The sequence below is a fragment of the Bartonella sp. EBT8 genome (assembly GCF_055796165.1).
In genome coordinates, this window is the sequence record NZ_JBTTDJ010000001.1 from 244,675 (window position 1) to 259,399 (window position 14,725).

Below are 14,725 nucleotides of genomic sequence, written 5' to 3' on the forward strand. Positions count from 1 at the left end.
GGAGAGAATGAACCTGTCATGAAAGAAACAGATCATCTTTTTTTGGTTGATGGATCGGGCTATATTTTTCGTGCTTATTATGCTTTGCCGCCTTTAAAGCGCAAAAAGGATGGACTTCCTGTAGGAGCTGTAGCTGGTTTTTGTAATATGCTGTGGAAATTGCTCTGTGATGCGCGAAATACAGCTACCGGTGTTGTTCCAACGCATTTTGCTGTTATTTTTGACTATTCATCCGATACATTTCGCAAACAAATTTATCCACAATATAAAGCGAATCGAGAAACACCTCCTGAAGATCTTATTCCTCAATTTTCTTTAATACGCCAAGCAACGAAGGCTTTTAATTTACCTTGTATTGAAAAGGAAGGATTTGAAGCGGATGATTTAATTGCTACCTATGCGCAATTGGCAACGAAGGCTGGAGCAAAAACAACAATAATTTCTTCTGACAAAGATCTTATGCAATTGGTGAATGGGCATGTATCCTTGTATGATGGGATGAAAGATAAGCATATTGGTGTTTCTGAGGTTATAGAAAAATGGGGTGTTGCACCGGAAAAAATGGTCGATTTGCAAGCTTTGATTGGGGATCCAACTGACAATGTTCCTGGTATTCCAGGTATTGGTCCTAAAATTGCAGCTCAATTGTTAGATCAATTTGGTACCCTTGATCTTTTATTTCAGCATGTCTTGGAAATTAAGCAAACAAAACGACGTGAAAATCTTCAAGCCTACAGTGAACAGGCACAAATTTCTCGTGAATTGGTTCGACTTAAAAGAGATGTGCCGCTAGACAATAGTTTAGATGATTTTATTTTAGAACCACAAGATGGTCCACGTTTAATCGCTTTTCTTAAATCTATGGAATTTACAACATTAACACGTCGTGTAGCAGAGGCAACAGCATGTGACGTAGCAGCTATTGATGCACTTGATATCGATGTTGAATGGGTTAATTCTGCACAAGAGCGGGATCAGAATATTAAAAATGCTGAGAAAGCAACATCTGATAATTTTTCTGAAGATTCTCCACAATTTTTAGCACAAAAACGCAAAGATCAAGCGCTGGCTCAAAAAATTACAAGAGATGGCTATACGACCATTCTTGATGAAGAAATTTTAAAAGAATGGCTCTTGGAAGCACAAGAGCAAGGTTTTTTCGCTTTTGATACTGAAACGACTTCTCTTGATCCTATGCAAGCAAAGCTTGTTGGTTTTTCCTTGGCATTACAGCCGGAAAAAGCGGCTTATGTGCCTCTTGAACATGTTGAAGGAGGGGATGATCTTTTAGGAGGGGGGCGTATTGTCAAACAGATTGAGACACAAAAGGCTTTGACACTTTTAAAGCCGATATTAGAAAATCAAGCAGTGTTAAAAATTGGTCAGAATATCAAATATGATTGGTTAGTGATGAAACAATACGGCATTGTGATACGCTCTTTTGATGATACTATGCTTTTATCATATGTTTTAGATGCTGGAACTTTAACACATAATATGGATGATTTATCGAAGCGTTGGTTGGGACATCAACCGATAGCTTACAAAGATTTAACATATAATGGGAAAAAGATTACTTCTTTTGCGCAAGTAGATTTGAAGCAGGCAACTCTTTATGCTGCTGAGGATGCTGATGTGACGCTTCGTTTATGGCAAGTCTTAAAACCACAGCTTATAGCTCAAAGAATGACAAAAATTTATGAGCGCCTTGATCGACCACTGATAGAAGTTCTTGCAAGAATGGAAGAACGTGGGATTCTGGTTGATAGGCAAGTTTTATTACGCCTTTCAGGAGAATTAGCACAAGCTGCTTTGATTCTGGAAGAAGAAATTTATCAGCTAGCTGGTGAAAAATTTAATCTTGCCTCACCAAAGCAATTAGGGGATATCCTTTTTGGCAAAATGGGTTTACCTGGAGGTGCTAAGACCAAAGGTGGTCAATGGTCAACTTCTGCTCAGACCTTAGAGGAGTTGGCGGCTGATGGTCATGTTTTACCACGTAAAATTGTCGATTGGCGTCAACTTGCAAAACTAAAATCGACTTATACAGATGCTTTACCTTCTTATATTTTACCAAAAACAGGACGCATTCATACGAATTATTCTTTGGCAATAACATCAACGGGTCGTTTATCATCATCGGAACCTAATTTACAAAATATTCCTGTACGGACAACAGAGGGACGTAAAATACGAGCAGCTTTTATTGCTCCAAAAGGGCATATGCTCCTCTCGGCTGATTACAGCCAGATTGAATTGCGCATTCTCGCGCATATTGCCAACATTACGGCCTTAAAAGAAGCTTTTGCACAAGGCCAGGATATTCACGCTATTACAGCATCACAGATGTTTGGAGTTGCGATAGAGGGAATGCATTCAGATATACGCCGACGTGCAAAAGCGATTAATTTTGGCATTATTTATGGTATTTCAGCTTTTGGTTTAGCAAACCAATTGGGTCTTTCACGCCAAGAGGCAAGTCGTTATATCCAACTTTATTTTGAACGGTTTCCAGGAATTAAAGACTATATGGAAACGACTAAAGAATTTGCACGCCAAAATGGTTATGTAGAAACAATTTTTGGACGTCGTATCCATTATCCAGAAATAAAAGCAGCTAATTCACAGGTACGTGCCTTTAATGAGCGGGCTGCTATCAACGCACCAATTCAAGGATCAGCGGCAGATATTATTCGTCGTGCTATGATTCAAATGGAAGATGCTTTGGCAAAAGAAAGATTGTCAGCAAAAATGTTGCTACAAGTGCATGATGAATTGATTTTTGAGGTACCAGAAAATGAGAGTGAAAAAACCATGGCTGTTGTTAAAAAAGTTATGGAAAATGCTACAATGCCAGTCCTTTCTTTGTCTGTACCGCTTGAGGTGAAAGTAATGGTTGCTCAAAATTGGGATGAGGCACATTAGTTCTTTCCACTTATTTTCTTTTCAAGAATGGTCATTGCATTGGCAAGATTAAGATAGGCTTTGATAGGCAAATGATCTGAGGCAATGCGTGCAAGTGGTGAATGGTGGTTTTCAATATTTGTTACCAATTGGTGAGGAAAAGCAAAAATTCTATCAAGAGCTAGAAAGGGAAAACGAGAAGGAAAGCTTGGCACAGTTCCAAGTGTGCTGTCAAAATAAGGAGAAAAATGGTTTAAGGATGAGCCTTTACCCACACGCCATTCATTAAAGTCTCCAATAAGGAGTGTAGGCATAAGGGGGCGTTTTTGTAAGAGTGTGAGAAGCGTTTTTGTTTGTTGATTGCGAGAATGGCGTAGTAAACCAAAATGAGCAGCAATAATACGAATAAGGCCTGCATCTATTTCCAACTCTACAATTACAGCGCCACGTGGTTCAATACCAGGAAGAGCGATTTGTAAGATATCACGGATACGTCCTTTTCGCACAAAAAGAGCATTACCATGCCAACCGTGTCCGTGAGGGGACATGGGATTCAAAGGCACTCGAATCAATCCCGTTTCGGTTTTTAACAGTTCAAGATCAATCAAACCTACGCGTTCTCCAAAACGTTTATCTGCTTCTTGAAGGGCGAGTATATCAATTTGCAATTCAGCAATAACATTTACAATACGGGTAGGGTTAAAAACCTTATCAACACCTATGCATTTATGAACATTATAGGAAGCAACGGTAAGATCATAATGGTTGTTTCGGTTGATTATATCTGATTGATAATAAGAACTATTACGGATAGCCTTTAAAAGAGAGCTATGGAGCTTTTTCTGGATAAATGCGGTAAACCAAGGAAATTTTTGCTTATAAGGCATCTTTATTATTTTATGAAGAGGGTTTTACCTAAAAGGTAAAGGGTAAACGCTCGATTAAAAATAAAAGAACCTTGTTTCTTAAAAGAAACAAGGCTCTTTAATTGAGCTATGATTTTTATACTCAGTCACGATTTGAGCCAAGAAACTGTAGCAAGAAAACAAACATATTTATGAAATCAAGATAAAGACTGAGAGCACCCATAATAACTTTACGTCCTTTAGTATCAGCCCCATCTCCTTCATAATACATTAATTTAATGTTTTGTGTATCGTAAGCTGTTAAACCAGCAAAAACCAATACGCCAATCACGGAGATTGCGAATTGCAAAGCACTTGATCCAAGAAAGATATTCACAACCATAGCAAGCATTAAACCAACCAAACCCATAAAGAGGAATGACCCTATCGCTGTGAGATCACGCTTTGTTGTATAACCATAAAGCGAAAGAGCACCAAAAGCTGCAGCGGTAATAACAAAAGTTTGTACAACACTTTCTGTCGTGTAACGCAAAGTTATGGAGGACAGTGAAAGTCCAACGAGGGCAGCATAACCAAAAAAGAGGCTACGCGCTGCACTTGTGCTCAATGTGTTGATTTTAAAACTGAGAAATAATACCGCCACAAGTGGTGCAAACATGACAATGTAGGAAAGTGGCGATGTGTAAAACGTCACTCCAAATGGAGTCAAGTAAATACTTCTACTGATTTGAGCGGCTGCTTGGCTCATATCTGTCGTTGTTGCTAATGATGCAATTGCGTAAGCAGCAGCTGCTGTAATAAGCAATCCAATAGTCATCGTATTATAAACGCCCAGCATATAGCTGCGCAATCCTTGATCAATTGATGCATCGGCATGGGAAACAGACGCCGAACGTAAATTTTTAAAATCAGCCATAATATAAAGTCCTTTAGCATATGTTCCATCAGATGTCGGGGTTAAAACTTATACTGTTAAAGCAACAGGTTTATGTGAGCTCTTACTTTACCTCCATAAGCAACCCCAGGCGCTGCTGATGAAATTCCAGCATACCTCCTCTTATTATGGGGATTTATTTTAAAATTACAAGAGATTTTCGTTAGAGATAAACCTTACAAATTGGTAAGGAAAAACCTTATTTTGCGTAAAATTATTCCGTCTTTTTGTAAGATTTTGTGCAAGGAAAATTATTAGAATATGCGTTTTTTATTTCTCATTTAAATGATTAAATTCATGAGGTGCGAGCATTTTTGTGTTCATGAAGAGAGAAAATAAGCAGATCATTATTTTTTTCAGCTCTCAATAGTGTAATTTCATAGTTTATCAAAAACAGAGTGAATTTAAAAAAAGCCCTTTTGGAGATCTGTAAATTAATCTATTGAATGCTTTTTATCTTTCAGAATAAGAAGTGTTGAAAAAACAACACGATCAAAGAGTCCGAATTCAAAATAAAAAGAGGTTATGTATCTTTAAAATCAATATATTACCTTTGTGATTGAGAAATATATAAAAAGCAAAGAGAAAAATGAATAAACGGACTTTTATTTAGAAAATGTCTGATTGGAATGACGTTTTGTTTTTATCCAAGTTCGTAATTCTTCAATAAGTATGGCAACAACGCCTAAAGTGATAAAGCTATCGGCAAGATTGAAAACAGCAAAATAAAAAACATCATCTATATGAAAAAGTATATAATCCGTAACATGATGAAAGCAGATGCGGTCAATAAAATTGCCAATTGCTCCTCCAATAATAAGAGTAAGGCCAAAGCGCGTTAAAGATTTGTGATATTCAACATTTTTCCAGAGCCATAAAAGAAAAATAAGAATAATAAACGTAATAGCAATAAGCCCCCAATGAGAAAAAGAAGACAAAAACGAAAATGCAATACCAGAATTGCGCACATGGTATAGAGAGAGAAAAGGAAGAAGCGGTTTTTCTGTTCCTAGGGGCATATTGTGTATAACCCAGTATTTTACGGCTTGGTCAATTCCTACTGTAAATGCCAAACCAAGGAGGAAAAAAGGCAGTGATTTACGTATCATATTTTGGCCTCACATGTTACAGTTTTAAATAAGGACGGCGTATTTCATAAAGCATGAGAGCTGTTGCTATTGCTAGATTAAGAGAATCAGCGCCTCCACTTTGTGGTATACGCGCAAGTTTATCACAGCAACTCGTCAGAATATCTTGTAATCCTTGTTTTTCATTCCCCATGAGAAGTATAATTGGTCCATTTTTGAAATTAATTGTGCGATAATCGGTAGAACCCTCGAGATGTGTGCCAACAACCATGCCTTTTAAATTTTTAGACCATTTTAAAAAGGTTTTCTCATCACAGCGATAAAGTGGTATGGAAAAAATTGATCCCATTGTTGCTCGTACTGTTTCGGGGGAAAAGGGATCTGTTGTCTCACCAATCAAAATGACACCTTTAGCTCCCACGGCATCAGCAGTGCGAATAATGGTTCCAAGATTTCCAGGGTCACGCACTCGATCAAGCGCAACATAAACATCTTCGACCTTTTCTTTTATCATTTCGAGTGATTGCCACTGTTGTTTAAAAATACCAATAACTGTTTGTGGATTATCGCGGCGGGTAATGGATTCCATCACTTTTTGTGAGGCTTTGATGACGAAACCACCATTGGCCACAGTGCGTGCGGCAGTGTTTTCGATAGTGGGATTACCGATTGTGTTTTTGGAAAAAATAAGTGTTTGTATAGTCCAGCCGAGATTAAGAGCATCAATCACTAATTTAAGCCCTTCTGCCATGAAAAGCTCTTCTCGACTCCGATTTTTCTTTTGGCTGAGTGCTCGAAGATCTTTGATAATGGGATTGCTAAGGGAGGTAATTTCTTTAACCTTACCAGTTTTTTTTATACACATATTCAGGCAGTCCAACGGCTAAAAAGAGAAGTAGAAAGGGCGCGTCCGGCGGCTTCTTCACGCAAGATTAATTCTCCTGATTCGACTGTACCGCCAAGATTTATCAATTCATCACGCATTAAAGCATGAAGTGCATAGAAAGAAGCACGAATAGAATAAGCTGTCAGTACAATAGAAAGGGGAGTATCAGAGAGAAGTTTGCGACAGTTTGTGATCATAGTTGGTAAGTGATCGAAGAGTTGCCAAATTTCGCCATGAGGACCACGCCCATATGCAGGAGGATCAAGAAGAATCATATCATAAGTTTTTTTACGACGCAGTTCGCGCTCGACAAATTTTACAGCATCATCGCAAATCCAACGAATAGGGTGATTTGACAATCCTGCTTTCTCTTGATTAATTTTTGCCCAAGCGATAGCTTTTTTAGAAGCATCAACATGTGTAACATTTGCACCGGCACGTGCGCCAATCAAAGAAGCGATACCTGTATAGCCGAAAAGATTGAGCAATTTGATTGGACGTGTAGCTTTAATAATTTGTTCTTCCATAAAGCGCCAATGGGCATCTTGTTCAGGAAAGACCCCTACGTGACGAAAGGAAGTAAAACGACCGAGAAAAGACAAACCATTCCAAGAAAGAGGCCAAGTTTCACCAAGTGGTTTTTTGGGAAAATGCCAACGACCAACACCTTCTTCCTCTCGATTGCCGGTGAAAATAGCATCAATATTAGCCCATTGTTTTTGTGATAAAGTGGGTTTCCATAATGCTTGACCTTCAGGACGAATAATGCGGTAAGCACCATAACGCTCTAATTTTTTTCCATTACCAGAGTCAATGAGAGCATAATCTTCACTCCTACCTGTTTCTAAAATAAGAGGTAACTTTTCCTGCGGATATCTATCGTTGAGATGAGATTGGAAATATTGTGCAGGCATATTCGGTACCACGATACAGATATAAAAAAACGAGCGTTAGAAGGTTTTTAAAACTCTCATAAGAGTATAAAAGCTTAAAATCAATTAAAGCATGTATAGGAAAAAAGAGAAAGACACTTTTAATTCTGTATTGAACACAGCAGGAGATAAATTCTTTAAAAGACAATAGTATTCTTATACCATATCTGTAATTGATCTTTTCAGTTTTTCGAGTTCGGTTTTGCTTTTTTTGAGAGCTTTTTTGCATTTATGATATGCAACCCAATTCATTAGACTTCCTAATAAAATACCAAGACCGAAAAAAAGAAAGAGCCATATAGAAAAAGGAGCGTGATAAGTAAGATTTTCAGAACTTGTCCAAAAAGGATCAAGAGTTAATGTAACCATCTGACGATTAACGACCATCAAAGCAATCAAAAGCGCTGTGGGAATAAGCAAAACAATTGCTAAAAGGATACGTTTAATTGTCATAAGTTTACTCACTGATTAAGCCGATCACGTAAATCCTTGCCAGTTTTGAAAAAAGGAACCCATTTTTCTTCAACGATAACGGCTTCACCTGTTCGTGGATTGCGGCCATTACGGGCTGAACGGCTTTTAACAGAAAAAGCCCCAAAACCGCGAAGTTCAACACGATTACCGTTCGCAAGTGCTGTTGAAATTTCCTCAAAAATAGCATTTACAATATTTTCCACATCGCGTTGAAAAAGATGTGGGTTCTGACGGGCAATAATTTGCACGAGCTCTGATTTAACCAAAATAGCCTCGCTTTCATACAAAAAGGATCTCTATAATTGTTATTGTGCATTTCATGCATACATATTACAACATATAAATGGTTAAAACCAAGAAAAAACAAATTGCAAGAACCAAAATTTGAAAATATCTCTTATAAGGGGTATACGAATTGAAAAATGTGGAGGATTATGAGAGACTCAGACAGTATGTCCGTAAAAAATCATTATGAAGTTGTTTTAACAAAATCGTCTTTTGGAGATGTTTTTAAAAAAGCATCTCGTCATTCGTATTGCATTAGAATATTAAAAATTTTTTTACCTCTCTTAGCATTGACTATAGCACTTGTTTTTTGCTGGTTTACATTTTTCTTTGTTCCCGTTGCTTCTGAATCCGTCACTTTAAATAATGAAGAAGGAGAAATTACAAAATTGACAATGCTCAATCCCAAATTAGAAGGTTATACGCGCTCTCATGAGCCTTATTGGCTGAAAGCAGAAAAGGCATTTCAAGATCGTACCCGTGCTGGAGTGATTGGCTTGCAGAATCTTACCGCTGAAGCGTTTATGGGCAAACAAAGACGGGTTTTTCTCGATGCGCAAGGGGCAATTTACGATAATATTAATGGTTGTTTACAGTTGGATAAACCATTCACTATTACAATAAATGACGGAATGACTGCGCAATTTATGACAGCAAATATTAATTTATCTGAGGGGCAATTAAACACAGATCAACGTGTCAGAATTCAACGTGCGGGTTTCCATCTTATAGCAAATGCTTTACAAATCCGAGAAAAAGGACAAAACATGTACTTTCATGGTGGTGTGCATTTAGTGCTTGATAAGCAATGAGAGAGTCTCAATATGAAATCTTGAAATGACCTTTATGAAAGAGAAATCTTGTGTATACGTAAAGAGAAGAATTGAGAGTGATGAGATGAAGTCGAGGGGATCATACAAAAAATGGATAGATTTTTCTCTGGTTTTAAGCTTCGGAGTCCTAGGGTTTTTAACAGTTTTTTGCTATGCTGAAGGTACAAATTTTGGAATTAATTTATCAAATGACAAAGAACCGGTAGAACTTTATGCCAATTCTTTAGAAATACGCGATAAAGATGGTATAGCCCTCTTTAATGGTGATGTTTCGGTGAGGCAAGGTGAACGCCTTTTGCGAACAGAAAAATTAGTTGTTTACTACGATAAAGCGCATAAAAGCACTAATAAAGATCAAGGAGATACGAAGGCATCTTCGTCTGCTTGGTTTGGCTCGACAGGTATTAGGAAAATGGAAGCTTTAGGCAAAGTTTATATAAAAATTGCTACGCAAGTCGCTACAGGTGAGAAGGGCGTTTTTGATGGTCAGTCAAAAATAATGCGTTTGACAGGGAATCATGTCGTCTTAACCGATGGTGATAATGTGGCAACAGGATGCAAATTGACAGCAGATATGCAAAGTGGAAAGGCTTTTCTAGAAGGTTGTGAGACATCCGAGAAAAAAGGCCGTGTTTCTATCATTTTTAAACAAAATCAAAAGGATGGCCATTAAGATTTCATGTTTGGAATCAAAAGAAAAAAACCGACGGACAAACATGATCTTGCAAGTGAAACTTTAAGAAAACGCTTAAAGGGAACCTTAATTGCCAGTCATTTGATTAAAGTTTACCGTGGAAGGCAAGTTGTTAATGGTGTTTCTTTTGGTATTCGTACCGGAGAATCCGTTGGTATTTTAGGTCCTAATGGTGCGGGCAAGACGACTTGTTTTTATATGGTTACGGGGCTTATTAAATCGGATGGAGGATCTATTCGAATTGATGGATTTGATGTTACCCATCTTCCAATGTATCGGCGCGCGCGTTTAGGTATTGGATATCTACCCCAAGAAGCATCGATTTTTCGTGGTCTTTCAGTAGAAAATAATATTAAGGCTGTTTTGGAAGTGGTCGAAAAAGATCGCCTCAAGCGGCATGAAGAATTAGATGCTCTTTTACATGAATTTAAAATTGATCATTTACGCAAGATGCCAGCACTTTCTTTGTCAGGGGGAGAACGCCGACGGCTTGAAATTGCCCGCGCTTTAGCCTCTCGCCCTCATTTTATGTTACTTGATGAACCGTTTGCAGGAATTGATCCTATCGCCATTTTTGATATTCAGCAGCTTATTCGTTATTTAACTCAGCGTGGAATTGGTGTGTTGATAACGGATCATAATGTGCGCGAAACATTGGGTCTTGTAGACCGTGCTTATATCATTCATGCAGGACGTGTGTTAGTTCACGGTCGTCCTAATGATATTATCAACAATGCTGATGTACGCAGAATTTATTTGGGGAATCAGTTTTCTCTCTAATTTTTCTACTTCAAAGAGTCTTTTTTAAGCTTAAACGGGTTATGGGAAGCACAAGCCTTCTATTTTTTATTCAGGCAATTAAAAGCCCATTACACAGAAGAGACTGAAATTGTATTTTGATTCTATGGGGAGAGCGGTATGCATTTCCAGCCCATAAATTAGGAACGGTTATTGGCACGTTGCGAAAACTATAATTATGTTATTAAGGGTTTTTAAAACAACAGATACAATGGTTTATGGACAAAATGAGCGGAGATATTTTTTAATTGGATTAAACAATAAACCTTCTAGTGTTGATACACGCATAGCGTTAATGTTAAGAAATTTCTTATTTGTGCCAAAACTTTTTTTATAATTGGCGTCTCACACCGGATTTTTTCTGCGTGTAAAAAAACATCAATATGATTTAATTTTATTATTTTATAAGTTGAATTTGCTTTTGATTGTACATGAAGAAGATATACTAGATTAATCTTATAATGAATGGTAAACGAGGTTTTAAATAAATGCGCGTATTGCTGGAGGGTGTATAAGATTGATAATGCTTTTCTGTGTTGAAAACAACAGATCGATGACATTGTTTCGGGTATTTTGATGGTAGCACCAGAGGTTATAAATTACAGTTATCAAATAGGGTTTGTGAGTTTTTATTGGTTTGCATTACGCATTTAAAAGCGGGTTTAGAACAGCGGGTATTCATCTAAATATGTGAATTTCTTTTAAAATAATTGTTGAACGACTTAAAACTTTTTAAATCGTTTTCGCTGAGCAGTGCTCAAGCTGCACAGTGATTGTCAAAGTAAAATATCATTTTGCTTCGGGGTGCTTCTCGTTTTATTAGGAGTTAGAACTTAAAAGGAAGAGGATAATCTGATGAGGGATTGTACATTAACTCTTGTGACAAAAAGGTCAATAAATTTATGAATGATAGACTTTAAGAGTATCATAGAGAGATTAAATTTTATGGACAGCTTCATTTCCTTTTTGTCAGGCTGTTAATTAGGATTTGAGTAACTATTTATTGCTGCACTGATAGTGATATGAAATGAATAAGCCATCACCCATTATAAATTGAACAATAAAGCTCTATGCAATGATGCAAAAAGTGAGAGAACTTTAGATAACACTGTTTAGAGGTTTATTGCTGAGCATTTGAGCGTGTAAAAGGAAAATTAAAATATGAATTTGAGTGAGTTAATTGCACCGGAAGCAATTATTCCGGCTCTTAAAGCGAATTCAAAGAAACAAGTTCTACAAATTTTATCCAAAAAAGCTGCTGAATTGACAGGTTTGAGTGAACGTGTGATTTTTGATATTATTTTACAACGTGAAAAACTTGGTTCAACAGGTTTGGGGAGTGGTATTGCGATTCCACATGGGAAATTGCCTGATATGAACCGAATCATTGGGATATTTGCACGCCTTGAGAGCCCTGTTGATTTTGAAGCTCTTGATGATGAGCCAATAGATCTTATTTTTCTCCTTTTAGCGCCTGAGAATGCTGGTGCAGACCACTTAAAAGCTTTGTCACAGATTGCGCGTGTTTTGCGTCATGCTGATGTTGTGCAAAAATTGCGCAATACGCATGATGCTTATGCGCTTTATGCTTTATTAATTAAAAATTCAGAATCGAATGCAGCTTAAAAAAGGGTGTGGTGTCCATGGAAGAGTGCACTACAGCACAGGTTGGAAAATGGTAATGATATCGTCTGTAATTCAAAGAGTTAAGGTTTACTCTTTATATCATATCATTTTGAAGGAATTTTCACCAAGGAGGGTTCTTGTTTCAAAAAACAGAAAAAATACCAACCTTATGATTTGAGAAGTATAAAAAGGCAGCATCTAGATGCTATTGAATACGAACTATTGACACACTATAATTGATAAAAGAATGAGTATTTTTTTACGATTTTTATTAACGCAAATGCGTTGAATATGTTAAATTATAGTGTGTTTGAAAGGAAGTGCAGCGAAGCATATTCCTTTAGAGGGGTCATTTGCGAGGTTTGCAACGAATTGTTTATGGTAGAGGGGCAGAATTTATTTGTTAACAGGGTGGTGCTATATTCATATTTTTTAAACCTAATTACTGAGTAAAGAATTCATGTTAGTAACAACTGAAAGGTTAAAATTAAATGCAAAGGTCTTTTCTGTTTGGCGCGAAAATATTTCGCTTGTTGAAGAGATGAGAATATTACACTAAAGCATCGAGAGCTTTTGTTGAGCTTTTTCAATGAAGAGAATCTTGTTAGAGACTAGAGAAGTGAGCTAAATGAAGATGTTTGGAAAGTCTGCTATTGCTGCATCTATAATGATTTTGGTTGCTGTTGGAGCTGCGTGTGCACAAACGCCAAGCCGTTTAAACCAATTTGAGGCATGGGGAGCTTATTCTTATAAATCCCCCAAAAATACAATTTGCTATGTATTATCAGTACCCTTGGAGGCCCTTCCAACGACAGTTAATCATGGTGATAATTTCTTTTTGGTTACCAAACGTTCAAATTCACCGATCTCATTTGAACCACAATTTATGGCAGGTTACACCCTTAAAGATGGGTCAAAAGTTACAGTGACCATTGGAAATATGGATTTTGAATTTTTCACGAAGGATTCATCAGCTTGGTTGGCATCATCAGCGTTGGAAAAGCAGCTTGTTTCTGCTATGCGTTCTGGGATAAATATGACAGTAAAAGCAGTCTCAAAACGTGGAACCAATACCACCTATACTTATTCCTTAAAAGGGATCACTGCTGCATTAAATGCTGCTCAGAAGTGCCATTAAGGTCTCTGTAATTTTAAACGAGTGAATTGGAAAACAATGGCCATTTCATATGACCTTAGACCGGTTGGTTCACGTTTAGCACGAGAAACAAACGGTGTTATCGTGGAGGAGAGTTCTAAGCTTCCTTTAATTGGCTTATCGCAAGCTGAGATGATGCAAGTTTTAAAGGCAGTTGGTGTGCCAGAACGTCAAACACGTATGCGTGTACGTCAACTTTGGCATTGGCTTTATGTCCGTGGTGTTTCAAACTTTGATGAAATGCTGAATATTTCTAAACCAATGCAAGAAATGTTTAAAAATCATTTTTCCATTGCACGTCCGGAAATTGTTGGAGAACAAATCTCAAGAGATGGTACGCGTAAATGGCTGCTGCGTTTTCCAGCACGGGGGGCAGGAAGACCGGTTGAAATTGAAACAGTTTATATCCCTGAAGAAGGGCGTGGTACTTTGTGTCTTTCATCACAGGTAGGATGTACGTTAACTTGTTCCTTTTGTCATACGGGAACACAAGTCCTTGTTCGTAATCTGACAGCGGAAGAGATTTTAGCACAATTATTAGTGGCACGTGATTGTTTGGGTGATTTTCCTGATAAAAATACTCCTGAGGGAGCAATAGTTCCAATTGAAGGGCGTAAAATAACCAATATCGTTATGATGGGGATGGGCGAACCACTTTATAATTTTGAAGAAGTTAAAAAAGCTTTATTGATTGCATCTGATGGGGAAGGGCTTTCTTTATCAAAACGCCGAATTACGCTTTCAACCAGTGGGGTTGTTCCTGGAATTATTCGAACTGGAGAAGAAATTGGAGTTATGTTAGCGATTTCGCTTCACGCAGTGCATGATACGCTACGAGATATGCTTGTTCCAATTAATAAAAAATATCCGCTTTCTCTATTAATGGATGCTTGCCGTAATTATCCTGGTCTTTCTAATGCTAAGCGAATTACGTTTGAATATGTTATGCTGAAAGATATAAATGACAGTTTGGATGATGCTAAACGGTTGATTCAATTATTGAAAGGGATTCCAGCGAAGATTAACTTGATTCCTTTTAATCCATGGCCTGGAAGTAACTATCAATGTTCTGATTGGGAACAAATTGAGCGTTTTGCTGATGTGGTTAATCAAGCAGGCTATGCTTCTCCTATTCGAGTACCGCGGGGGCGTGATATTTTGGCTGCATGTGGTCAACTTAAATCGGCTTCAGAGCGCTTACGAAGATCTGAACGTTTAAAATTTGAAGATGCAGTGAGCAATCAATAGT

Annotated in this window: 14 protein-coding genes; 7 read left to right on the plus strand and 7 right to left on the minus strand. The window is 37.5% G+C overall.

Annotated elements, in window-relative coordinates:
- Positions 1–18 precede the first annotated feature (18 nt).
- Positions 19–2,925, plus strand: a complete 2,907-nt coding sequence (gene polA / locus AC0QT4_RS01190; protein ID WP_473199886.1) for a DNA polymerase I — start codon at positions 19–21, stop codon at positions 2,923–2,925.
- Here the strand turns inward: polA and AC0QT4_RS01195 are convergent.
- The 7 genes from AC0QT4_RS01195 to ihfB form a co-directional block, all read right to left on the minus strand.
- Positions 2,922–3,800, minus strand: a complete 879-nt coding sequence (locus AC0QT4_RS01195; RefSeq protein ID WP_473200022.1) for an endonuclease/exonuclease/phosphatase family protein — start codon at positions 3,798–3,800, stop codon at positions 2,922–2,924. The genes polA and AC0QT4_RS01195 overlap by 4 nt on opposite strands.
- Before the next feature lie 112 nt (positions 3,801–3,912).
- Complete coding sequence (locus tag AC0QT4_RS01200; protein ID WP_473199887.1) at positions 3,913–4,686, minus strand: Bax inhibitor-1/YccA family protein; 774 nt, start codon at positions 4,684–4,686, stop codon at positions 3,913–3,915.
- Between the two features lie 623 nt (positions 4,687–5,309).
- On the minus strand, positions 5,310–5,813 hold the full coding sequence (gene lspA / locus AC0QT4_RS01205; protein WP_473199888.1) for a signal peptidase II: 504 nt from the start codon (positions 5,811–5,813) through the stop codon (positions 5,310–5,312).
- 16 nt (positions 5,814–5,829) lie between these two features.
- Positions 5,830–6,657, minus strand: a complete 828-nt coding sequence (locus AC0QT4_RS01210; protein ID WP_473199889.1) for a TrmH family RNA methyltransferase — start codon at positions 6,655–6,657, stop codon at positions 5,830–5,832.
- Positions 6,658–6,659: 2 nt separating this feature from the next.
- A complete protein-coding gene (locus AC0QT4_RS01215; protein ID WP_473199890.1) occupies positions 6,660–7,592 on the minus strand; it encodes a class I SAM-dependent methyltransferase in 933 nt (310 codons plus the stop codon).
- 174 nt (positions 7,593–7,766) lie between these two features.
- Positions 7,767–8,063, minus strand: a complete 297-nt coding sequence (locus AC0QT4_RS01220) for a lipopolysaccharide assembly protein LapA domain-containing protein (protein WP_473199891.1) — start codon at positions 8,061–8,063, stop codon at positions 7,767–7,769.
- Positions 8,064–8,071: 8 nt separating this feature from the next.
- Positions 8,072–8,350: an integration host factor subunit beta gene (gene ihfB, locus AC0QT4_RS01225; protein WP_473200023.1), complete on the minus strand. Its 279-nt coding sequence runs from the start codon at positions 8,348–8,350 to the stop codon at positions 8,072–8,074.
- A gap of 186 nt (positions 8,351–8,536) precedes the next feature.
- On the opposite strand from ihfB, the gene lptC reads away from it, so the two are divergent.
- From lptC to rlmN, 6 genes are all read left to right on the plus strand, one after another.
- The gene (lptC, locus tag AC0QT4_RS01230) at positions 8,537–9,181 is read left to right on the plus strand and encodes an LPS export ABC transporter periplasmic protein LptC (protein WP_473199892.1); all 645 of its coding nucleotides are present in this window, start codon (positions 8,537–8,539) and stop codon (positions 9,179–9,181) included.
- 85 nt (positions 9,182–9,266) lie between these two features.
- Positions 9,267–9,875, plus strand: coding sequence for an LptA/OstA family protein (locus AC0QT4_RS01235; protein WP_473199893.1), 609 nt, complete (start codon positions 9,267–9,269; stop codon positions 9,873–9,875).
- A 6-nt stretch (positions 9,876–9,881) separates the two neighbouring features.
- Entirely contained in the window at positions 9,882–10,676 is a 795-nt protein-coding gene (lptB, locus tag AC0QT4_RS01240) for an LPS export ABC transporter ATP-binding protein (protein ID WP_473199894.1), read from the plus strand.
- Between the two features lie 1,179 nt (positions 10,677–11,855).
- Positions 11,856–12,320, plus strand: a complete 465-nt coding sequence (gene ptsN / locus AC0QT4_RS01245; RefSeq protein WP_473199895.1) for a PTS IIA-like nitrogen regulatory protein PtsN — start codon at positions 11,856–11,858, stop codon at positions 12,318–12,320.
- A 634-nt stretch (positions 12,321–12,954) separates the two neighbouring features.
- Positions 12,955–13,458: an invasion associated locus B family protein gene (locus AC0QT4_RS01250; RefSeq protein WP_473200024.1), complete on the plus strand. Its 504-nt coding sequence runs from the start codon at positions 12,955–12,957 to the stop codon at positions 13,456–13,458.
- A 36-nt stretch (positions 13,459–13,494) separates the two neighbouring features.
- The gene (gene rlmN, locus AC0QT4_RS01255; protein ID WP_473199896.1) at positions 13,495–14,724 is read left to right on the plus strand and encodes a dual-specificity RNA methyltransferase RlmN; all 1,230 of its coding nucleotides are present in this window, start codon (positions 13,495–13,497) and stop codon (positions 14,722–14,724) included.
- Position 14,725: the final 1 nt, after the last annotated feature.